The sequence below is a fragment of the Saccharopolyspora galaxeae genome (assembly GCF_016526145.1).
Lineage (GTDB): Bacteria > Actinomycetota > Actinomycetes > Mycobacteriales > Pseudonocardiaceae > Saccharopolyspora_C > Saccharopolyspora_C galaxeae.
Genome location: NZ_JADDUE010000004.1, coordinates 87,295 through 107,740, shown reverse-complemented (window position 1 = coordinate 107,740; position 20,446 = coordinate 87,295). Strand labels below are relative to the sequence as shown.

Sequence of the window (20,446 nt, the reverse complement as noted above, 5' to 3'; positions counted from 1 at the left end):
GTTCAGCAATCGTTTTCTGGGGGTGCTGGATGGGCGATGCCTACGGGATCAGCAGAACCACCGAAATCAGCAGGACCACCGGGATCAGCCGCCGCGCCGTGCTGCGCGGAGCCGGCGCGACCGTGCTCGCGGGCGCCGCGGCGGGCTGCGCACCGGCGCGCACTCCGAACGAGATCAACTTCTGGAACTTCTACGGTCCGGGCGGGCAGACCAAGAGCCAGAGCGACTGGGTCGTGCAGCTGGCCGCGGAGTGGAACGCCACCCACGACGTGCAGGTCCGCCTGCGGTACGTGCCGAACAAGGACTACAAGTCCGGGCCGACGCTGCAGACCTCGTTCAGCGCGGGCGCCGGACCGGACGTGTTCCTGCTCAGCCCCGGCGACTTCCTGCGCTACTACAACGGCGGCGCGCTCGCCGACCTCACCCCGCACCTGGAACCGGGGATGCGGGAGGACTTCCTGCCGCAGGGGCTGTCCACCAGGGTCGTCGACGACCGGGTGTACGGGCTGCCGATGGAGATCGAACCGCTCGCCCTGTTCTACGGCGAGCAAGCCTTCGAGCAGGCGCACCTGTCCGAAGGGGACCTGCCGCGCACCTGGGACGACCTGCTCGCGCTGGCGGAACGGCTGACCACGCCGGAGCGGTTCGGGATGCTGTTCGAGACCAATCCCGGCTACTACCAGAACTACACCTGGTACCAGTGCATGTGGATGGCGGGCGGCGAGGTGTTCACCCCGGACCAGCGCCGCTGCTCGCTGGACTCACCCGCCACGCACCGCGCGTTGCAGTGGTGGCAGGACGCCGTGCGCGCCGGTTCCGCTCCGCGCCGAGTGCGGGGTGAGGGCGGCAACGACTCGATCTCCAACCTCGCGGACGGCTACTGCGCGATGCAGCAGCTCGGGATCTGGGGCATCGCCGAAATCGCCGAGCAGGCGCCCGGCTTCCGCTACGGCGTGACGCCGATGCCGGTGCCGCAGGGCGGTTCCTACACCACCGCGCTGGGCAGCTGGGCGATGGTCGCCAACGCCCAGGGCAACAACCCGGAAGCGGCGGCGGAGTTCGTGGTGTGGGCGCTGGGCTCGTCCGACCCGGCCTGCGTGGACCGGGTGCGGCGGTGGAACACCGAGGCCAAGACGAACCTGCCCGCGCGGTACTCGGTGCGCCGGGCCGCCGACCGGCACGGGGCGTTCGAGAGCGGACCGCTGCGGGTGTTCGCCGACGAGGTGATGACCGAAGCGCGACCGGAACCGCGCTATCCGCCGGAGGTCTACCGCGCGATCTCCGACGCGCTGCAGGCCTGCCAGCTCGACGGCGCCGACCCGGCGCAGGCGGTGGCGGGCGCCGCCGAGCAGATCGACACGTTCCTCGGCACCTACGACGGGGCAGCGATCCAATGACGGCCCCGCGGACTCGGCGCCGCGAAGGCCGCACGGCGCTGGCGTTCCTGGCGCCGGACGGCATCGGCCTGCTGGTGTTCGTGGCGATCCCCGCGGTGCTGGCGCTGGTGGTCGGACTGTTCGATGTGGACGGTTTCGGCAACGTGGAGTGGGCCGGGCTGGACAACTTCCGGCTGATGGCCGGGGACGGGCTGCTGTGGCGCAGCTTCGGCGTGACGGCGCTGTACGCGGTGCTGTTCGTGCCGCTGGCGTTCGCGCTCGGGCTCGGCCTTGCGCTGCTGGTGCGGGACCACTTCCCCGGGGTGGGGGCGGTGCGGGCCGCGCTGTTCCTGCCGAACGCGGTGAGCCTGGTGGTGGTCGGGCTGCTGTGGCAGTTCCTGCTCACCGACAAGACCGGGCTGCTGAGCAAGCTCTCGGCGGTGTTCGGCCTCGGCGGGGTGTCCTGGCTCGGCGACCCGGACCTGGCGCTGCTGACGCTGGTGCTGATCAGCGCGTGGTTCCTGATGGGCTACCAGATGCTGATCTTCCTCGGCGGGCTGCACGACATCCCGCGCGACCTCTACGACGCGGCCACCGTGGACGGTGCGGGGACGTGGCACCGGTTCCGGCACGTGACCTGGCCGATGCTGCGGCCGACGAGCTTTTTCGTGCTGGTCACCTCGACGGTCAACGCGGTCACCGGGCTGCAGGCCTTCGACCTGGTCTTCGTCACCACCTCCGGCGGGCCTGCCAACGCCACCTCCACCGTCGTCTACTACGCCTACCAGCAGGCGTTCCAGTTCGGCCGGTTCGGCTACGCGGCGGCGATCTGCGGGTTGCTGGTGCTGGTGCTGGCCGCGATCACCGGCGGGCTGTTCGCGGCGACCAGGGGAGGGCGGTTCGATGCCCAATAAGGCGCTTCGCGCGACGAAGCCGCGGGTGAAGGCGGTGCTGGCGTACCTGGCGGCGCTGCTGACGGTGGCCCCGCTGCTGTGGCTGGCCCTGGCGGCGTTCCGCCCGGAGTCGGAGCTGTTCTCGACGAGCTGGCCGAGCACGCTGACGCTGTCCAATGTGGTCTACGTGCTCACCGAGGTGCCCTTCCTGCGGTACCTGGCCAACAGCGCGTTCGTCGCCACCGCGGTCACGGTGCTCGCGCTGGCCGCGCACTCGATGGCGGCCTACGCGCTGGCCAGGATGAGCTTCCGCGGGCGCGGCATGGCGTTCGCCTCCGTGGTGGCGACGCTGCTCGTCTCGCTGCCGGTGATCCTGGTGCCGCTGTTCCTGATCGTGCGCTCGCTCGGGCTGGTCGACTCCTACGCGGGCCTGATCGTGCCCGGGGTGTTCAACGCGTTCGGGATCTTCCTGCTGCGGCAGTTCTACCTCGGCGTACCGCGCGAGCTGGAGGAGGCCGCGCACCTCGACGGCTGCGGGCACTGGCGGATCTACTGGCACGTGGTGCTGCCGCTGAGCAGGCCGATGCTGGCCGCGCTGGCCGTGCTGTTCTTCCTGGCCAACTGGAACTCCTTCCTGTGGCCGCTGGCGGTGGCGCAGGACGAGTCGCTGACCGTCGTGCAGGTCGGCATCGCCTCGCTGCAAGGGCAGTACGCCTCCAAGCAGCACTACGTAATCGCCGCCGCGATGCTCGCCGCGATCCCGACCGTGCTGGTGTTCCTGCTCGGGCAGCGCTGGCTGATCTCGTCACTGAAGACCAGCGGGCTGCGCTGATCGGTCGGTCTGTCGGGGCTCGCCCGTAGCGTGCCGGTCGGAAGGGGGAGCCATGCGCGCGGCAAGACTGATCTCGCTGGTGCTGCTGCTGCAGTCGCGCGGCAGCATGACCGGCCCCGACCTCGCGGGCGAACTCGAGGTCTCCGAACGCACCGTGGCCCGCGACGTGCTCGCACTGGCCGAAGCGGGCGTGCCGGTCTACGCCGAACGCGGCAGGCACGGCGGCTACCGGCTGCTCGGCGGCTACCGGACCCGGCTGACCGGGCTGCACCGGGGCGAAGCCGAGGCGCTGCTGCTGGCCGCGATCCCCGGCCCGGCGGCCGAAATGGGCCTGACCGGCGAGGTCGCCAGCGCGCGCCGCAAGATCTCCGCGGCGCTCGCCCCGGGCGCCCAGGACGCGCCGGAGCGGGTCAGCAGGCGGTTCCACCTCGACGCGCCCGGCTGGTTCCGCCGCTGCGGAACTCCGCCGCTGCTGGGCGAACTCGCCGAAGCCGTCTGGCAGGACCGGTCGGTGCGAGCGGTGTACCGGCGCGGTGACCGGGAGGTCCGGCGCGACGTCGAGCCGCACGGGCTGGTGCTCAAAGCGGGCGCCTGGTACGTCGCCTGCCGGGTCGGGCAGCGGTTCCTGGTCTACCGCGCCGACCGGTTCCAGCACGTCGAGCTCGCCGGGCCGTTCGACCGCGACGAGTCCTTCGACCTGCCCGGATTCTGGCAGCGGCGCAGCGAGGACTTCGCCCGCAGCCTGCTGCGCGACAGCGTCACCGTCCGGCTCACGCCCGCAGGCGTGCGCGCCTTGCCGGTGCACCTCGACCGCTTCGCCGCGGAGCACGCCGAGCACGGCGAGACCGACGAGCAGGGGCTGGTCACGGCCACGCTGCCCGTCGAATCCCTGGACGTCGCCTACGATCAGCTGCTCGCGCTCGGCCCCGAGGTGGAGGTGCTGGCACCGCCGGAACTGCGGGGGCGGATGGCGCGCGCCGCGGCCAGGTTTGCCGGGCTCTACGCGGAGGCGGGCGAACTCGCGCAGCTCAGCGGTAGCCGGTGACGTCCTCCGGCTTTCCCGCCTCGACGACCTCCTCGATGTAGCGCCAGCAGTCCGGCCGGGAACCGTCCACATCGGTGAGTCCGTAGACCTGCGCCAACTGCGCGCTGGACAGCGTCCGCCCGGACCACCGGGCAACCTCGGGATCGGCGGCCAGCGCCGCGACCGCCCGCCCGACGAACCGCGGTGACTCCGAGATGCCGAAGTGCGGCTCGGTCGCCTCCCGCCAGTTCTGCTCGGTCACGCCGAACAGGTCCAGCATCATCTCCGAACGCAGCCAGCCCGGCGTCACCGCGACCGCGGTGCCGCCGTGCGGGCGCAGCTCCTCGGCCAGCCCGAACGCCATCCGGCTCGCGGCGGTCTTCGCCACGTCGAAGAACGCGCCCAGGTCGCCGCGGTAGCGCCGGTTGTACTCCGCCGTGCCGTCGGTCAGCTCCACGACCAGGCCGCCGGGTGTGCGCGACAGCAGCCCGAGCGCGAAATGGCTCGTGATCAGGTGCGCTTCGATGCCGACGCGGAGCCGGTCGATCCCGATCCGCAGCGAGTGCTCCCAGACCGGCTTGTGCCAGTCCGTCAGGTGCTCGCCGCCCAGATCGTTGACCAGCAGGTCCAGCCTGCCGCGTTCGCTTTCGATCCGTGCGACCACCTCGCGCACCTCGTCCGGCTGCGTGTGGTCGGCGCGGACCGCGATGCCCTCGCCGCCCGCCGCGTCGACCAGCCGTGCAGTGTCCTCAATGGTCTCCGCCCGTCCGTAGTCCGACTGCTGTTCGCGGGTGGTGCGCCCGGTCCCGTAAACCGTCGCGCCCGCCGCGCCCAGTTCGACGGCGATGCCGCGGCCCGCGCCGCGCGTCGCTCCGGCCACCAGCGCCACCTTGCCCTGCAGCGGTCCAGCCATGCGTTTCCTCCCTGTCGAACGGCCGCTCAGAACGGCCGACGCGGTGAGCCTGACCCCCAACCGGACATCTGCTGTCGCGATTCACCGCGAGCGCTTTGCCGAATGCCCCGCCTTGCGCCGCCGGACGCGCGGTACGGTGGACGCGGTGATCGCGTAACGCGCGGATCACCGCGTCGGCTGCGAACGAAGGTGCAGCTGCAAAACGAAGACATAGCTGCAAAAAGAAGACCCGGCTGCAAAGAACGAAGGCCCGGCTGCGGACGAAGGCACGGCTGCGGACGAGCGCGGCACTGCCTGCGGAGGCGAGCAGGTGATTACGGGCAGGCGAGAACGACGGTCGAGGCGGAGCTGTGACGTGGGGACACTCCTGGGAGATCTTCCGGCGTGGCTGCTGGACGCGGCCGCGCCGACATGCCTAACGTCCGCACCCGGTACAGGGTTGACCGCGTTTCGATCTTGTGCTTGCACGGGAACACCCCGGCAACGGCCGGACAGTCGGCCGGTACCCCCGGTGACCGCGCACGCGGCGGTCCGAGCAACGCAGAGCGCTCAGCCACGATCAGGAAGGCGGACCCGATGACGCCCCCGCACAACTACCTCGCGGTGATCAAGGTCGTCGGCATCGGTGGCGGCGGCGTCAACGCCGTCAACCGCATGATCGAGGTCGGGCTCAAAGGCGTCGAGTTCATCGCGGTGAACACCGACGCGCAGGCCCTGCTGATGTCCGATGCCGACGTCAAGCTGGACATCGGCCGCGAGATGACCCGCGGCCTCGGCGCGGGCGCCGCCCCCGAGGTCGGGCACAAGGCGGCCGAGGACCACAAGGACGAGATCGAAGAGGTCCTCAAGGGCGCCGACATGGTGTTCGTGACCGCCGGCGAAGGCGGCGGCACCGGTACCGGCGGCGCGCCGGTGATCGCCGACGTCGCCCGCAAGCTCGGCGCACTGACCATCGGCGTGGTCACCCGCCCGTTCTCCTTCGAGGGCAAGCGGCGCGCGAACCAGGCCGAAGAGGGCATCAAGGAACTCCGCGACTGCTGCGACACGCTGATCGTGATCCCGAACGACCGGCTGCTGCAGCTCGGCGACATCGGGGTCAGCCTGATGGACGCGTTCCGCTCCGCGGACGAGGTGCTGCTGTCCGGTGTGCAGGGCATCACCGACCTGATCACCACGCCCGGGCTGATCAACCTGGACTTCGCCGACGTCAAGAGCGTGATGTCCGGCGCGGGCAGCGCGCTGATGGGGATCGGATCGGCCCGTGGCGAGGGCAGAGCCGTGCAGGCCGCGCAGAAGGCGATCAACTCGCCGCTGCTGGAAGCCTCGATGGAGGGCGCGCACGGCGTGCTGCTGGCCATCTCGGGTGGTTCCGACCTCGGCCTGTTCGAGATCAACGAGTCGGCCTCGCTGGTGCAGGAGTCCGCGCACCCCGAAGCCAACATCATCTTCGGCACGGTGATCGACGACTCGCTCGGGGACGAGGTGCGGGTGACCGTGATCGCCGCCGGGTTCGACGCGGGCGCGCCGACGCACAAGAAGCTCGACCCGCAGCAGATCGGCGGCACCGACGAAGCCGGCGAAACCCAGGTGACCGAGGGCCAGGTCGTGGACGGCGAGTCGACGCCGAGCGCGCAGGCCCCACCCGCCCGGCCGCAGCCGGTCGAGCAGCAGGCGCCTGCGCAACCGGCCCCCGCGCAACCGGCTCCCACCGCGCAGTCGGCACCGGCCCCGCAACCGCCGTCGGCCCCGCAGCCGCAGCCCGAGCGCCGCGAACCGGTCGGCCGCGACCAGGGCGAGCAGCCGTCCGCGCCGGACTACGAGCAGCGGCCCGGCCAGGAGCAGCAGCGGCCGGCCTACGGGGAAGGCGCGGCGCCCAGCGTCTCGGTGCCGACCCGGTCCAGCGGCGGCTACCCGACGCACACCGGCAACCAGGGCATGAGCGGTTCGCTGCCGCAACGCCCGATGCCGGTCGCCGACGACAACGACGACGACGTGGACATTCCCCCCTTCATGCGGCGGTGATCGCCGCAGCGGCATGGGCGAGAATCGGCACCGGGGCGAGGTTTCGCCCCGGTGCCCGTTCGTGCGGGCACCCTTCGTCGGGCGGGGCGCAGCCCCGGAGCAGGGAGGCACAGGGTGCGGATCCGGCGCGTGATCACCACGCGGGAAGGCGGCAGTTCCGGGCCGCCGTTCGACTCGTTCAACCTCGGCGGCCGCGTCGGTGACGACCCCGCCGCGCTGGTTGCCAACGAGCGCAAACTCGCCGAGGGCATCGGGCTCGGCCGGGAACGGCTGGTGTGGATGGAGCAGCTCCACGGCAGGCACGCGGCGCTGGTCGACGGTGCGCAGTCGGAACCGGTGGAGGCCGCGGACGGGTTGGTGACCGCGCAGCCTAACCTGGCGCTGGCGGCGCTGGTCGCGGACTGCGTGCCGGTGCTGCTCGGTGATCCGGTCAGCGGCGTTGTCTCCGCGGTGCACGCCGGACGAGTCGGTGCCCGGGTGGGCGTGCTGGTCGCCGCGCTCAAGACGATGCAGCAGGCCGGAGCGCACGTTGACCGCGTCGAGGCACTGCTCGGCCCCGCTGCCTGCGGCGAGTGCTACGAGGTGCCCGCCGCGATGCGCGACGACGTCGAGCAGCACCTGCCGGGCAGCGCCTGCCGCACCCGCAAGGGAACTCCCGGCCTGGACCTGCGCGCGGGGCTGTGGGAGCAGCTCGCGGGCGCGGGCATCGGCAAGATCGGGGTTGATCCGCGCTGCACGATGGAAACCCGGGAACTGTTCAGCCATCGCCGCGACGGACCCCGCACCGGTCGCTTCGCGGCCGTCGTGTGGGCCGAACCCGAGGAGGGGCCGTGACCGACGACGACTGTCGCCGCGCGGAGCTGGCGGAGTCGCTCAAAGAGGTCCACGAGCGCCTCGCCGCGGCGTGCCACGCCGCCGGTCGTGCGCCGGCTGAGGTCGAGCTGCTGGCGGTCACCAAGACGTTCCCGGCGCGCGACGTTGCGCTGCTGTCCGACCTGGGATTGCGGGAGTTCGCGGAGAACCGCGAGCAGGAGGCGCGCGGCAAGGTCGCCGAGTTCGACGAGTTGCGCCCGCGCTCCGGCGCCCGCTGGCACATGGTCGGCCAGCTGCAGCGGAACAAGGCGCGTTCGGTGGTGCGCTGGGCGGACGTCGTGGAGTCGGTGGACAGTCCGCGCCTGGTCGAGGCGTTGGGCCGGGCGACGGCGAACGCGCTCGCAGCGGGGGAGCGGACACGCCCGCTCGAAGTTCTCGTTCAGGTGAACTTGGACGAGGCGCGGGGCCGCGGCGGGTGCCCACCGGCGGAGGTCAGGTCACTCGCAGAGGTGATCACGACGACGAGTGAGCTGCGGTTGCGTGGAGTGATGGCGGTGGCTCCGCAGCACGCCCGGCCGGAAGTGGCGTTCGACACACTTTCCGAGATCGCCGCACGGCTGCGCCAGGATCACCCCGAGGCTGAAGAAATCTCGGCGGGCATGAGCGGAGATCTGGAGAGTGCCGTAGCGCACGGGTCCACGCGAGTGCGTGTCGGAACAGCGTTGCTAGGAGGTCGCGGGCTAATCTCGCCGTAGCCAGCGGCGGGGGGTCGACGGCCGGTCGTACCGCGCTCGGCTCGTAGGAGTCGCGGAGGAAGGTCATGCCATGAGCGCTCTGCACAAGCTGAAGGCATATTTCGGCATGGTCCCGGCCGACGAGATCGAGGAATTCGAGGACGAGGCCTACGCCGACCGCCAGTACGACCGCCACCCGGTCGACGACGGCTACGACGCCCCGGCCGACCGGATCGGCGGGCGCCGCCGCGTCGGCGTGCGCGGCGGTTACCAGCCGGAACCCGCGAGCGAACCCTACGAGGACGTGCCGCGCGCGGACGATCACCGGGAGGTGAATCCCCCGGTCCGCAGGCAGTGGCCCGCGGAGGCGCCGTCCCGCCCGGCGGGCGGCGAACGCGAGTCGGTCTCCCGGCTGCGCGCGGTCACCGACACCGGCAGCATGTTCAACTTGAGCAAGATCACAACGCTGCATCCGCGCAGTTACAGCGAGGCGCGCACGATCGGCGAGCAGTACAGGGACGGCAGTCCGGTGATCATGAACCTGACCGAGATGGACGAAGCGGACGCCAAGCGGCTGGTCGACTTCGCCGCAGGTCTGGCCTTCGCGCTGCGCGGTTCGATCGAGAAGGTCACCAACCGGGTGTTCTTGCTCTCACCGCCGAACGTGGACGTCGCGGCCGAGGACAAGCGCAAGCTCGCCGAGGGCGCCTTTTTCAACTACGGGTGACCGGTGGCAGAGTTGAACCGTGGAACTGCTCCTGATCATCCTTTACTACGCGGTCTTCTTCTTCTGGCTGCTGCTCACGGCCCGTATCGTGATCGAACTCGTCCGGGTGTTCGCCCGCGACTGGCGCCCCGCTGGAGGGGTTGCAATCGCGTTGGAGAGCATCTACACAGTGACCGACCCGCCCGTCCGGCTGCTACGTCGGGTGATCCCGACGGTCCGGATCGGCGGAGTGGGGCTGGACCTATCCATTATGGTGCTGCTGCTGGTTGTGTACATACTGATGCAGCTGCTGTTGAGGTTGCTGCTGGGACATTGAGCGAAGTCCGGGTAACGGGGAACCCGGGTGACCCGCAGCCGAAGAGTGCGTGAGGTGATCTTGTGGGCCTGACCCCCGCCGACGTGCATAACGTCGCGTTCAGTAAACCGCCGATCGGGAAGCGCGGCTACAACGAGGACGAGGTGGACGCGTTCCTCGACCTCGTCGAAGCCGAGCTCGCCCGGTTGGTGGAGGAGAACAACGACCTGCGCAGCCAGGTTGAGCAGCTGGAGAACCAGCTGCAGACCGCGCAGGTCGACCTCGACGACGCCCGCAGCCAGGCGTCCGCGGTCCCCGCCGCTCCCGCCGCCCCCGCTCCGGCGGAAGAACCGCGTCGGCTCGCGCCGGTCCCGGCCCCGACCGCTGCCGAGCAGACCTCCCCGGGTGGAGATCACCACGTGCAGGCCGCGAAGGTGCTGGGCCTGGCGCAGGAGATGGCCGACCGGCTGACCGGTGAGGCGAAGGCCGAGGCCGACGGGATGCTCTCGGAGGCCCGCACCAAGTCCGAGCAACTGCTCTCGGACGCCCGGGCGAAGTCCGAAAGCATGGTCAACGAGGCCCGCACCCGGGCCGAGACGATGCTCAACGACGCGCGCACGCGCGCGGAGACCCTGGAGCGGCAGGCCCGCGAGAAGGCCGCCGGTCTGGAACGCGATGCCCAGCGCAAGCACGCCGAGGTGATGGGCAACATCACCCAGGAGAAGAACGCGCTGGAGAAGAAGATCGACACGCTGCGCACCTTCGAGCGCGAATACCGCACGAGGTTGCAGACCTACCTGGAATCGCAGCTGCGTGAACTGCAGGACCGCGGGTCGGCGGCTCCTGCCGAGAGCAACGGTCGCAGCTCGGCCCAGCAGAACACCTACAGCTTCGGCGCCCGCGCGGCAGAGGCGGGCTAGTCGGCGTTCCCGGACGCCGCCCGTGCACGGTGAGCGTGGCGAGGGCGTCACAGGCGGTCGTTCGGTGAGTGGGAGTCCGACGTGTTGTTGGTGGTTCTGGCGCTGGTCCTGGCCGCAGCCGGTGTCCTGGTGACCTCGGTGGTGATCGGCAGCCCCGCGTGGTCGTGGCTGTCGGTCGTGTTGTGCGCGGTGTGCGCGGTCCTGCTCGTGGTGGACCGGCTCCGACGGCGACGGGAGGCGAGCTCGTCGCCGTCGGGGCCCGGCCCCGCAGTGCCCTCGGATGATTCCAGCGAGGGAACGTCCGCGCAGTCCGCGACGGCCGAGGACGGTTCGGGGGACGAACCGGCCGAGGAGGACACCGACGCGGCGGACGCGCTGCTGGTGTCCGAATCGGACGAAGAAGTGGTCGTGGTCGACGAACGCCCGCGATACCACTTGGCCGCGTGCGGCTGGCTCGGCGACCGCGAGGTGCTGAGCCTGCCGGTGCGCGAAGCCCGCGAACTGGGCTTCACCTCCTGCGCCCGCTGCACGCCCGACGCCGTGCTGGCGGGGCAGGCGCGGACCGCGGGCTGACGTACCGCGGGCTGCCAGCTGGCTGCCGCGCACACCGATACCCGGTGGCGGCGGACCTAACAGCGTGTTCTAACCTCTTGATCGAAGGTCATGAGTGCCAGCGGTAAACCCCGGTTTGCTGGCCGGCAACCCTCCGACCGCGGTGGGGTGCCCCGGGTGAGGACCTGGCCGGTCGCGTGCGGCGATCCGGCAAGCGCGGGCTTGGCACGGACGCTGGCGGGTCCGGAGTGACCCGAGGAGATGTCGTGTCGTCAGCCGTCGAGCATCCGCAGCAGTCCGATGTGGACGTCGAAGTGCCCGGTGTGGTCGGTAGCGGGCTGCGGGTGCCGCTGATCACCGGTGGCACCGCCGAGTACGCCAACCTCGATCACGGGGCCAGCGCGCCGTGCCTGACCGCGGTCCGCGACGCCGTCGACGCGTTGCTGCCCTGGTACGCCAGCGTGCACCGCGGCGCAGGATTCGCCTCCCAGGTCTGCACGCGGGTTTACGAAAGCGCCCGGGACGTTCTGCGCCGGTTCGTCGGCGCGCGCCGCGATGACTCCGTGATCTTCACGCGGAACACGACCGACGCGGTGAACCTGCTGGCGGCGGCCGTGCCGGACGGAACGTCCGTGGTGGTGTTCGACACCGAGCACCACGCGGCGCTGCTGCCCTGGGGAAGCGAGGTCCGGCGGCTCGGCATCCCGGCGAGCGCGGACGAAGCCGTGCGGGCGCTCGACGAAGCGCTCGCGGATTGCCCGGAAGGGCCGAAGCTCGCGGTGCTCACCGGTGCTTCCAACGTCACCGGTGAACTCTGGCCGGTCGCCGAACTCGCGCGGGTCGCGCGGCGGCGCGGTGCCCGCACGTTGCTGGACGCGGCGCAGCTCGCCCCGCACCGGCCGGTGCGGATCGCCGAGCTGGGCGTGGACCACGTGGTGCTGTCCGGGCACAAGCTCTACGCGCCGTTCGGGGCGGGTGCGCTGATCGGCCGTGCGGACTGGCTCGACGCGGCTCCGCCCTACCTCGCCGGCGGCGGCGCGACTCGCGCCGTGCCGGACGACGGCGTGATCGACTGGAACACCGGGCCGGAACGGCACGAAGCGGGTTCGCCGAACACGGTGGGCGTGCACGCGCTGGCCACCGCCTGCCGGGTGTGGTCGGAGCACGCCGAGTCGATCATCGCGCACGAGGACGCGCTGCTGATCCGGTTGCGCGCGGGCTTGCGCGACATCCCCGGGTTGCGCGAGCTGAGCCTGTTCGGGCCCGAGCACGCGCGGGTCGGAGTGGTCAGCCTGACCGTGCAGGAGCGCGATGCCGGGCAGAATGGCGATGCCGGGCAGGCTCGCGACCCGGGACTGCTCGCGAGCGCGCTGTCCGCCGAGCACGGCATCGGCGTGCGGGACGGGCTGTTCTGCGCGCACCGCGCGGTGCGGCACCTGCTGGCGGGTTCCGGGGCGCAGCGCGCGCTGCGGGTCAGCATCGGGCTCGGCACGACGACCGAGCACGTGGACAGGTTCGTCGACGCGCTGCGCGGGCTTCTCCTGGACGGGCCGAGCTCGAGGTACGCGTTGGTCGAAGGCGGTTGGGTGCCCGAGCACGATCCGCGGGGTTTCCCGGCGGCGCTGAACTGACCCGGGTTCGAGCCGATGCGAGGGCGGTCTCCGGCTCGGGGAGAATGGGACGAGTGAACATCGAGCGATCCGAACCCGAGCAGCCCGAACCTGCCGCGCCGGGCGGCTCCGCCGCGGGGGATTCCAGCGGCGCTGGTGACTCCGGCAGCACGGGGAAGTCCCCGCGCCCGCGCAGGCTGCTGGTGCTGCTGTTCGGCGTCGCCGCGCTGCTGTTGGCGGCCGACGTGCTCACCAAGGTCGCCGCGGTCGCCGCATTGGAGGACCAGCCGCCCGCACGGCTGTTCGGCGGTGCGGTCTACCTGGTATTGGTGCGCAATCCCGGCGCTGCGTTCTCGCTGGCCACCGGCATGACGTGGCTGCTGGCGCTGCTGGCGATCGTGGTCGTCGGCGTGATCTTGTGGCTCGCGCCGAAGCTGCGCTCCACCGGCTGGGCCATCGGGCTCGGGCTCGTGCTCGGCGGGGCCTGCGGGAACCTCGTGGACCGGTTGTTCCGCGAACCCGGGTTCCTGCGCGGGCACGTCGTCGACTTCGTCTCGCTGTTCGCACCGGACGGCAGCGTGTGGCCGGTGTTCAACGTCGCGGACTCGGCGATCGTGTGCGGCGGCGTGCTCGTGGTGCTGATGTCCCTGCTCGGCCGGGACTACGACGGCACGGTGCACCGGAAGAAGGAGCGGTCGTGAGCGATCTGCGGATGCTGCCGGTCCCGGACGGGCTGGAAGGGATGCGGGTCGACGCGGGCCTGTCCAAACTGCTCGGCCTGTCCCGCAACACCGTCGCCGGGCTCGCCGAAGCAGGCGACGTGCTGCTGGACGGCGCCCAGGTCGGCAAGTCCGACCGGCTGCCCGCCGGGTCGCTGCTGGAGGTCACCCTGCCGGCCGCCCGGCCCGAACCGGAGGTCGTGGCGGTGCCGGTGGAGGGCTTGCAGATCCTGCACCAGGACGCGGACATCGTCGTGGTGGACAAGCCGATCGGAGTGGCCGTGCACCCCAGCCCCGGCTGGGAAGGCCCGACCGTGGTGGGCGGGCTCGCCGCGGCCGGCGTCCCGATCGCGACATCGGGGGCCGCCGAACGGCAGGGCGTGGTGCACCGGCTCGACGCGGGAACCACCGGCGTGATGGTCGTGGCCAAGAGCGAACACGCCTACACGGCGCTGAAGCGGGCGTTCAAGGAACGCACGGTGGAAAAGCGCTACCACGCGCTGGTGCAGGGCCATCCCGATCCGAGCCGCGGCACCATCGACGCGCCGATCGACCGGCATCCGCGGCACGACTACAAGTTCGCGGTGGTCACCGGCGGCAAACCGAGCGTCACCCACTACGAGACGGTGGAGGCGTTCCGCGCGGCGTCGCTGGTGGACGTGAAGCTGGAAACCGGGCGCACGCACCAGATCCGGGTGCACTTCGCGGCCTTGCGGCATCCTTGCGCTGGCGACCTGACCTACGGTGCCGATCCGGTGCTGGGACGGCGGTTGGAGCTCACCAGGCAGTGGCTGCACGCCCGTTCGCTCGGGTTCGAGCATCCTGCTGACGGAACTCGGGTCGAGTTCACCAGCGAATACCCGGCCGACCTGCAGCACGCGCTGGATGTGCTGCGCGCGCAGGACGCTTAGCTGAATCGGCGATCTCCGGGGCTCGCATCGCGTAATCTGGTGAAATCCGCCGAGATCGGGCGGGCTGGGAGGGGCGATGTCGAACGCGGGTGAACGGCACGAGCACGTCGAGGACACCCCGACCCCGCCGATGGGTTTGTCGTGGGGCGGCACGTTGCAGCCGGAACAACCGCTTGCTCCTGCGGAGGAAACCGCGACCGGGCCGATCGCAGCCGCGGGGCCGGTCGCTGCCGGAATCGGACCGCAGCGGAGCCCGCAGGCGGATGCGGACGAGCGGGTGAACACCGGACTCGCCGAGCTGGTGCAGGCCGAGGACTTCGGCCGGGGTGGTCCGGCCGTTCTCGGTGGCGCACCGCCGGAACCGGGCGACTCCTACGGCGACGCCGGGGATTGGCCGACGCTGCAACGCCGGGAGCGGCAGGAACCTCGTGACGAGGAGCGCTCCGGCGGGCCGCTCGGGTGGATCAAGCGTCGCCGGGACGGGCAGTAGTCACCGCGGGCTCCCGGCCGCGCTCGGCGGCCGACCGGCCGGCCAGTTCGGCGATCCCGATCATCATCAGCGCCGATCCGACGCCGAGCAGCAATGCGGGCAGCGGAAGTGCGGGCAACACCATTCCTCCTTGCGACACCGGGAAGCGGCTCGCTTCCGCTTCGACCTCATGCCGTTGACGCTAGGCCGCCGAGGTGCGTGGCAGTTGCGGGTCGTCCCCCGGTCGAACCCGGAGATCCGCGCCGTCAGAGGTCGGTGATGTCCCAGATGAGGCTGCGCTGCTCGTCACCGGGCCGCGGCGACCAGCGGACCGCGGAGAGCTCGGTGTCCTGCGGCAGCACGTAGACGGTGTGCCCGCCCGCGGTCTCGCCCGGCGGCACTCCGATGCGGTGCGGCGGGCGCGAGGACAGCGACACCGGGGCTTTGCCGATCGTGGACCCGTCGGCGGCGACCAGCACCAGGTACAGGTCGGGCAGCGAGGTGAACGGCATGGCACTGCGGTTGGTCAGCTCGGTGTGCACCACGATCGCGCGATCGCCTGCTTGGAGCTGGTAGCCGGCGGCGGTGTAGAGGAAGTCCGCGGGGTCCACGACCTCGACGAGTTGGATGGTGATCCGCTCGCCCTCGGGCCCGTCCACGTCGAGCTTGCTGCCGACCTCGCCGGTGCGGGGCGTGGGCGGGGCCTGCGGTGTCTGCGCGGTCCGCGCGTTCGCGTCCACGACCTGCTGATCGCGCGGGCCGGACTGCTCGCCGCGCGTCCACGCGGCAGAGCCGGGCGGGCCCCACGTGTTCATCGGCTCGGCGGGCCGCGGACCGTGCTGTTGCGGAGGGCCGTACGGCGGAGCCGGCGGGACGAACTGCTGCGGACCGCTCGGACCGGTGCCGGGATGACCGCCGCTGTGACCACCACTGGGGCCGCCGTGCACCTGTTGGCCGCCGCTGTGCTGCTGGACCCACGCGTTCGCCGCGGCCAGCGCGTTGCGGATGCCTGCCGGGTCGCATTCGACGCCGACCACCATCGGCAGTCCCGTGGTCGACAGCGCGGCGAGCCGGGCGGCGACCTCGCGCACGTCCATGCCGAGCCTGCCCGCGATCTCGTGCACCGCGGCGCGGCCGGACTCGGCGACGGCGGTGAGCAGACGTACGTCCACGGGATCAGGGCCAGTCACGTCCGGCCACGCTACCCCCTCGAACCGATCACCGGACGCAAGGGCGCCGAGTTCGCCGCGCCTCGGCGGCACGTGGATCGCCGGTGCTCGCGGGGTTCGGGATCGATCCCGGGCGGGCAGCGCTCGGGCTGCCCGCCGACCGGTCAGCGCACCGCGATGATCGTGTACGGGCCGACGTCGCGGCGGGAGAATCCGGGCCCGTCGAACACCGCCGGATCGAAGTGGACGTCGTAGTCGCGCACGTTCGGCAGCTGCGGGAACGAGTCGCCCTTCAACGTCAGCGCCAGCTTCCGGCCGTTCGGGTCGGACGGGTCGGCGGCGCGTTCCTTCTCGCTCTCCGACGCGACCGGGCTCATCGGGTTGCGCAGCACGAAGACGTTCGGGGCCGCGAACTTTCCGCGGTTCATCTCGGCCAGCAGCTGCGGTCCGCTGCGCGCCTTCGACCACCGCTCGATCTCGGCGGCCCGCTCGTCGTACTCGGCCAGCGGGTTCGCGTAGTGCGGCGTCTCCTGCTGGAAACCCCAGTACGGCCGGAACGACATGAGCTTGTAGTCGGTGGTCAGCAGGATGTTCTGCTGCGGCTGCTTGCCGGTGAGACCGGAGATCGCGCGGTAGACGTCGTCGGCCCACGACCCGGTCTCCTGCGGGTCCCGCGCGCCCATCGCGTTGTTCCCGGTCGGGTAGTAGTCCTCGTAGGCCAGCTCGGTGGAGTCCTTCAGCTTGGTGCCGATGGCCCCCTGGGTGAGGGTGATCGCGCCGATCAGGCCCAGCGCGCAGGACAGCGTGGTGATCCGCGCGGCGTACGCCAGGTCGACGCGCTCCCGCAGCCACCCGATGAACTCCAGCAGCGCGAACACGCCCGCCACGGCCAGCACCGCGCCGAGGATCACGTTCAGCCGGAACGACAGCAAGGTCGTCTTCGCCACCAACGCCAAAGTGGAGAGTCCGAACCACACGTAGATGGACAGCACCAGCATCAGCATCGCCGCGGCGATCTCGCTGCGGCGGGCGCGCAGCAACAGCCAGCAGAACCCGGCCAGGCACAGCGCGCCGAACGGAGTCGGCTCGGTCATCGGCACCGGCAGGAACGAACCGTCCTCCGGCAGGTAGTGCAGCGCAGCGCTGCGCGGGTTGTCGGTGAACACGTGCGTGGACAGCACGTACGGCAACCACACCAGCAGCGCGATCAGCCCGCTGAGCACGCCGATCGGCAGCAGCCGCAGGAAAAGCCCCCGCACCGTCGGCCACAGCGACGCGCCGCGGCGCACCCGGAAGACGCCGATCACCACCGCCATGGCCACGATCAGCAGGACCGCGAATCCGAAGTGCAGCGTGTAAGTGATCGCGGCGAAACCGACGTAGCCGCCGATGCCGATCAGCGTCCAGCGCGGCGCGCGATCCCCGCGGCGCAGCGCGTGCCAGGTCAGCACCGCGATGGGCGCCAGCCAAGCCGCCGACGGCCAGGCGTAGGGCTCCTCGATGCCGTGCAGCATCCCGGCCAGCGTCGTGGCCACCGCCGCCAGCAGCGCCAGCTTGCGCCGCACCACCACGCTCCAGAGCGTGAACGTGACCACGGCGGTCACCGCGACCCAGATCAGCGCGTACGGCTTGTAGGCGGCCCAGCCTTCCCAGCCGAGCAGGTTCGCGAACCGGCCGCCGAGCCAGAACCAGCCTGCCGGGTAGTACGGCGCGGTGTCCGCGTAGTTCATGTCCGCCAGGCCCAGCGTCGAGGCCATCCGCGTCATGTACTGCATCCGGAACCCGTTGTCGACGGACGCACCGCCGAAGTAGTACCGGGTGGCCTGCAACGGGATCGCCAGTGCCAGCGTGCTGAACGCCGACAGCGCGACCCACGTTCCCGTCGCGCGCAGCCACCGCGGCGCGCCGATTCGGGCGAACGCCAGCACCGCGAACGTGATCAACAGCACCAGGCCGGCGCCGAGCGAGGCCAGCGCCTCCGGCGCGTAACTGGGCTCGCTGATGCCCAGCCGGGTCACCGCGAACTGCAGGACGAGGCTGACCACCGCGGCCACCGCGGAACCCGCCAGCAGCTCGATCACCGCGGTGCGCAGCGGAAGCCGCACGGCCGAATCCTGGCGCGGTGCGTCGATCGGTCGGGGGCCGGTCAGAGCCGGACTCAGCAGGGTTCCCGCCACGTGAGTTCGATCCTTCGGCGGTGGGGGACAGGGCGCCCGCGCAGAATAGAGGATGCTCGCGCCGCGGCCGCACGGCTGTCGGTGATCACCCGCTAGGGTGCTGAAAGGTGTTCAGAGGCGCCCCGCGTCTCGGGTAGACCGGCGGGTCGGCCGGCGCCTCCGCACCGTACGCGGCGCCGCCGCGGATCCGGACAACCCTGAGCGCACATCGAGGAGGGACGGCGATTGCCTTCGGACGCGGTCGAAACCGGACCGGAGCCCGCAGGGGCGGCGGGTCCGGAACCATCCGCGCGCATCCCGCGCGTGGTGGTTCGCGCCGACCTGCTGCCCGCGCTGAGCGCGCTGTCCCTCGTGGCGTTGCTGGGGCTGCCGCTCGGCTGGCTGTGGTCGCGGCTGGCGCCACCGGAGCTGGCCTTGCTCAGCAGCAGCGGCAACCCGGTTCCGGCGCAGGTCACGGAGAGCTACCACCGGTTCGACGCGGTCGGGCTGTTCCTGCTGCTGACGTTCGCCGCCGGGCTGGTGACCGCGGGCGTGCTGTGGGCGGTGCGCGGGCGGCGCGGGCCGGTGCTGCTGATCGGCGCGGTGCTCGGTTCGCTGGTGGCGGCGTGGCTGGCGATGCGGATGGGGGCGACGTTCGCGGGCGATCTCTACCCGCTGCCTGCCGCGCCGCGGGCCGGCGGGCAGATCACCGTGGCGCCGGAGATTTCGACGCCGTGGGCAGTGCTGGTGCAGCCGCTGGGGGTCGCGCTCGGTTACGGCTTCGCGGCGTCCTGGAACGGTTTCGACGACCTCGGCAGGCGGCCTTGAGCCGGTTCAGTTCACGCTGGTGCCTTCGGTGAACTCGGCCAGCGGAGCCGGGATGGCCCGCAGCTCGCGCAGGAACTCGGCCTCCCGCACCAGCAGTCGTCGCACCAGCCGCAGCCGCGCCAGCGGGTCGGTCTCGGCCAGCAGCTCTTGGCGGTCCTCGGTGCTGAGCACGCAGTCCTCGGCGAGCGCGTAGGCGAGGTCGGCGAGCTCGGTGTCCGCGGCGGGCGGGTCGTAGTGGTCCCCGCGCAGGCCCGTCCCGTGGTACCGCTCGTGCGCTGCGCGGGCGGCGGCGTCCAGCCGCGGGCCGATCCGCGGATCCTCGGCGGGTTCGGTGTCCGGCAGCCATTCCACCCGGGCCATCAGGTACGGCGCGGCCTCCCGGTCGATCTGCAGCAGCCGGAACCGCTGCGCACCGTCCGCGGAGACGTCGTAGCGGCCCTGCGGGAGCTGCTGGACCTGCTGCAACCGCGCGGAGCAGCCGACGTCGTACATCGAGTCGACGTTGTCGTCGCCGACCTCCCAGCCCTGCCGGATGCCGACCACGCCGAACCGGCGGTCCGGGACGACGTCGTTGACCAGGTCGAGCACGAGCTGCCGGTAGCGCGACTCGAAGATGTGCAGCGGCAGCGCCGCACCGGGCAGCAGCACGGTGCTCAGCGGGAACAGGGGCAACGTGTCGGTCACGGTTGCCAACCTACGTGCACTCCCGGCCCGGCGGCCAACATCGATTCGCCGGACGGCGGCCACGCGGCGCTCATGAAGCACCCGGTGGCGGGCGGAACACCGCGAACGGGTCGGTGATCTCCAGGCCGGGGCTGGTGAACCGGAACAGCGCGGGTGGGCGCCCGCCGGAAGGGCCTGCGGGAACCGTGCGCCCGGTCGGTTGCAGCGCTCCGCGCCGGGTCAGCACTCGTTGCAGATTCGTCGCGGCCACCTGGTAGCCCAACGCGGCCGAGTAGATCCGGCGCAGTTCGGAGATGGTGAATTCGGCGGGCGCCAGTGCGAAACCGAGGTTCGTGTAGGAGAGCTTCGCGCGCAGCCGGTCCCGCGCCGCGTGCGTGATCCGCTCGTGGTCGAACGCGGTGGGCGGCGGGTCGTCCAGCGCGTGCCAAGCGGTGTCCGCGGGCACCTCCGGGTCCACATCGGACGGGACCAGCCCGAGGAACGCGGTCGCCACGACGCGGCGGCCGGGCACGCGGCCGGGATCGCTGAACGCGGCGAGCTGCTCGACGTGGCTGAGCTTGTGCACGTCGACCTTTTCCGCGAGCTGGCGGCGGATCGAGCGCTCCACGTCCTCGTCGTCGCCGAGCCTGCCGCCGGGCAGCGCCCACCGGTTTTCGTGCGGCGGTTTGGCGCGTTGCCACAGCAGGACTTGCAGGCGGCCTTCGTGCGCCCGGAGCACTCCGGCGAGCACTTCGTGACCTGCATCTCCCTTGTCCGGGTCGGCTCCGGTGCTACGATGGGGCACGTTTTCGATTATAAG

Annotated in this window: 22 protein-coding genes and 1 riboswitch; of the genes, 16 read left to right on the top strand and 6 right to left on the bottom strand. The window is 71.4% G+C overall.

Going from position 1 to position 20,446, the window contains the following annotated elements:
• Positions 1-29: 29 nt before the first annotated feature.
• Genes INP57_RS10885 through INP57_RS10870 form a run of 4 tightly spaced genes read left to right on the top strand, consistent with a single transcriptional unit; the run spans position 30 to position 4,146 of the window.
• Positions 30-1,397, top strand: a complete 1,368-nt coding sequence (locus tag INP57_RS10885) for an ABC transporter substrate-binding protein (RefSeq protein WP_233627338.1) — start codon at positions 30-32, stop codon at positions 1,395-1,397.
• Entirely contained in the window at positions 1,394-2,290 is an 897-nt protein-coding gene (locus INP57_RS10880) for a carbohydrate ABC transporter permease (RefSeq protein ID WP_200070028.1), read from the top strand. Before INP57_RS10885 ends, INP57_RS10880 begins: the two co-directional genes overlap by 4 nt.
• Positions 2,280-3,101, top strand: a complete 822-nt coding sequence (locus INP57_RS10875; RefSeq protein ID WP_200070027.1) for a carbohydrate ABC transporter permease — start codon at positions 2,280-2,282, stop codon at positions 3,099-3,101. The genes INP57_RS10880 and INP57_RS10875 overlap by 11 nt, the downstream gene beginning before the upstream one ends.
• A 52-nt stretch (positions 3,102-3,153) precedes the next feature.
• Positions 3,154-4,146, top strand: a complete 993-nt coding sequence (locus INP57_RS10870; protein WP_200070026.1) for a helix-turn-helix transcriptional regulator — start codon at positions 3,154-3,156, stop codon at positions 4,144-4,146.
• On the opposite strand, the gene INP57_RS10865 is transcribed toward INP57_RS10870, so the two are convergent.
• On the bottom strand, positions 4,130-5,038 hold the full coding sequence (locus INP57_RS10865; protein ID WP_200070025.1) for an SDR family oxidoreductase: 909 nt from the start codon (positions 5,036-5,038) through the stop codon (positions 4,130-4,132). The two genes, INP57_RS10870 and INP57_RS10865, sit on opposite strands and share 17 nt — an antisense overlap.
• Positions 5,039-5,614: 576 nt before the next feature.
• Between INP57_RS10865 and ftsZ the strand changes: the two genes are divergently transcribed.
• The 11 genes from ftsZ (at position 5,615) to INP57_RS10810 (ending at position 14,831) form a co-directional block, all read left to right on the top strand.
• Positions 5,615-7,060, top strand: a complete 1,446-nt coding sequence (gene ftsZ, locus INP57_RS10860; RefSeq protein ID WP_200070024.1) for a cell division protein FtsZ — start codon at positions 5,615-5,617, stop codon at positions 7,058-7,060.
• Between the two features lie 114 nt (positions 7,061-7,174).
• Positions 7,175-7,894, top strand: a complete 720-nt coding sequence (gene pgeF, locus INP57_RS10855) for a peptidoglycan editing factor PgeF (RefSeq protein WP_200070023.1) — start codon at positions 7,175-7,177, stop codon at positions 7,892-7,894.
• Entirely contained in the window at positions 7,891-8,628 is a 738-nt protein-coding gene (locus tag INP57_RS10850; RefSeq protein ID WP_200070022.1) for a YggS family pyridoxal phosphate-dependent enzyme, read from the top strand. Before pgeF ends, INP57_RS10850 begins: the two co-directional genes overlap by 4 nt.
• Before the next feature lie 70 nt (positions 8,629-8,698).
• Positions 8,699-9,334 carry a cell division protein SepF gene (locus INP57_RS10845; protein ID WP_200070021.1) on the top strand — a complete coding sequence of 212 codons (636 nt, stop codon included), beginning with the start codon at positions 8,699-8,701 and terminating at the stop codon, positions 9,332-9,334.
• Positions 9,335-9,353: 19 nt separating this feature from the next.
• Positions 9,354-9,650, top strand: a complete 297-nt coding sequence (locus INP57_RS10840; RefSeq protein WP_200070020.1) for a YggT family protein — start codon at positions 9,354-9,356, stop codon at positions 9,648-9,650.
• A gap of 62 nt (positions 9,651-9,712) precedes the next feature.
• Positions 9,713-10,549, top strand: a complete 837-nt coding sequence (gene wag31 / locus INP57_RS10835) for a DivIVA-like cell division protein Wag31 (protein ID WP_200070019.1) — start codon at positions 9,713-9,715, stop codon at positions 10,547-10,549.
• An 81-nt stretch (positions 10,550-10,630) separates the two neighbouring features.
• Entirely contained in the window at positions 10,631-11,122 is a 492-nt protein-coding gene (locus tag INP57_RS10830; protein WP_200070018.1) for a hypothetical protein, read from the top strand.
• 86 nt (positions 11,123-11,208) lie between these two features.
• Positions 11,209-11,324, top strand: a riboswitch (SAM riboswitch).
• 43 nt (positions 11,325-11,367) lie between these two features.
• Positions 11,368-12,732, top strand: coding sequence for an aminotransferase class V-fold PLP-dependent enzyme (locus INP57_RS10825; RefSeq protein WP_200070017.1), 1,365 nt, complete (start codon positions 11,368-11,370; stop codon positions 12,730-12,732).
• A 53-nt stretch (positions 12,733-12,785) separates the two neighbouring features.
• Positions 12,786-13,412 carry a signal peptidase II gene (gene lspA / locus INP57_RS10820; RefSeq protein WP_374220936.1) on the top strand — a complete coding sequence of 209 codons (627 nt, stop codon included), beginning with the start codon at positions 12,786-12,788 and terminating at the stop codon, positions 13,410-13,412.
• 11 nt (positions 13,413-13,423) lie between these two features.
• Positions 13,424-14,341 carry an RluA family pseudouridine synthase gene (locus INP57_RS10815; RefSeq protein ID WP_200070368.1) on the top strand — a complete coding sequence of 306 codons (918 nt, stop codon included), beginning with the start codon at positions 13,424-13,426 and terminating at the stop codon, positions 14,339-14,341.
• 76 nt (positions 14,342-14,417) lie between these two features.
• Complete coding sequence (locus tag INP57_RS10810; protein ID WP_200070015.1) at positions 14,418-14,831, top strand: hypothetical protein; 414 nt, start codon at positions 14,418-14,420, stop codon at positions 14,829-14,831.
• Here INP57_RS10810 and INP57_RS10805 read toward each other — a convergent pair.
• The 3 genes from INP57_RS10805 to INP57_RS10795 all read right to left on the bottom strand — a co-directional run bounded on the left by INP57_RS10805 (position 14,806) and on the right by INP57_RS10795 (position 18,156).
• A complete protein-coding gene (locus INP57_RS10805) occupies positions 14,806-14,949 on the bottom strand; it encodes a hypothetical protein (protein WP_200070014.1) in 144 nt (47 codons plus the stop codon). The genes INP57_RS10810 and INP57_RS10805 overlap by 26 nt on opposite strands.
• Before the next feature lie 127 nt (positions 14,950-15,076).
• On the bottom strand, positions 15,077-16,000 hold the full coding sequence (locus tag INP57_RS10800; RefSeq protein WP_200070013.1) for an Lrp/AsnC family transcriptional regulator: 924 nt from the start codon (positions 15,998-16,000) through the stop codon (positions 15,077-15,079).
• Between the two features lie 143 nt (positions 16,001-16,143).
• A complete protein-coding gene (locus INP57_RS10795) occupies positions 16,144-18,156 on the bottom strand; it encodes an arabinofuranosyltransferase (RefSeq protein WP_307850009.1) in 2,013 nt (670 codons plus the stop codon).
• 225 nt (positions 18,157-18,381) lie between these two features.
• On the opposite strand from INP57_RS10795, the gene INP57_RS10790 reads away from it, so the two are divergent.
• Positions 18,382-18,963: a DUF2567 domain-containing protein gene (locus tag INP57_RS10790; RefSeq protein WP_233627337.1), complete on the top strand. Its 582-nt coding sequence runs from the start codon at positions 18,382-18,384 to the stop codon at positions 18,961-18,963.
• A 6-nt stretch (positions 18,964-18,969) separates the two neighbouring features.
• On the opposite strand, the gene INP57_RS10785 is transcribed toward INP57_RS10790, so the two are convergent.
• Both INP57_RS10785 and INP57_RS10780 read right to left on the bottom strand, forming a co-directional pair.
• On the bottom strand, positions 18,970-19,647 hold the full coding sequence (locus tag INP57_RS10785) for an LON peptidase substrate-binding domain-containing protein (protein ID WP_200070012.1): 678 nt from the start codon (positions 19,645-19,647) through the stop codon (positions 18,970-18,972).
• Positions 19,648-19,717: 70 nt separating this feature from the next.
• Entirely contained in the window at positions 19,718-20,377 is a 660-nt protein-coding gene (locus tag INP57_RS10780; protein ID WP_200070365.1) for an NUDIX hydrolase, read from the bottom strand.
• Between the last annotated feature and the right edge of the window lie 69 nt (positions 20,378-20,446).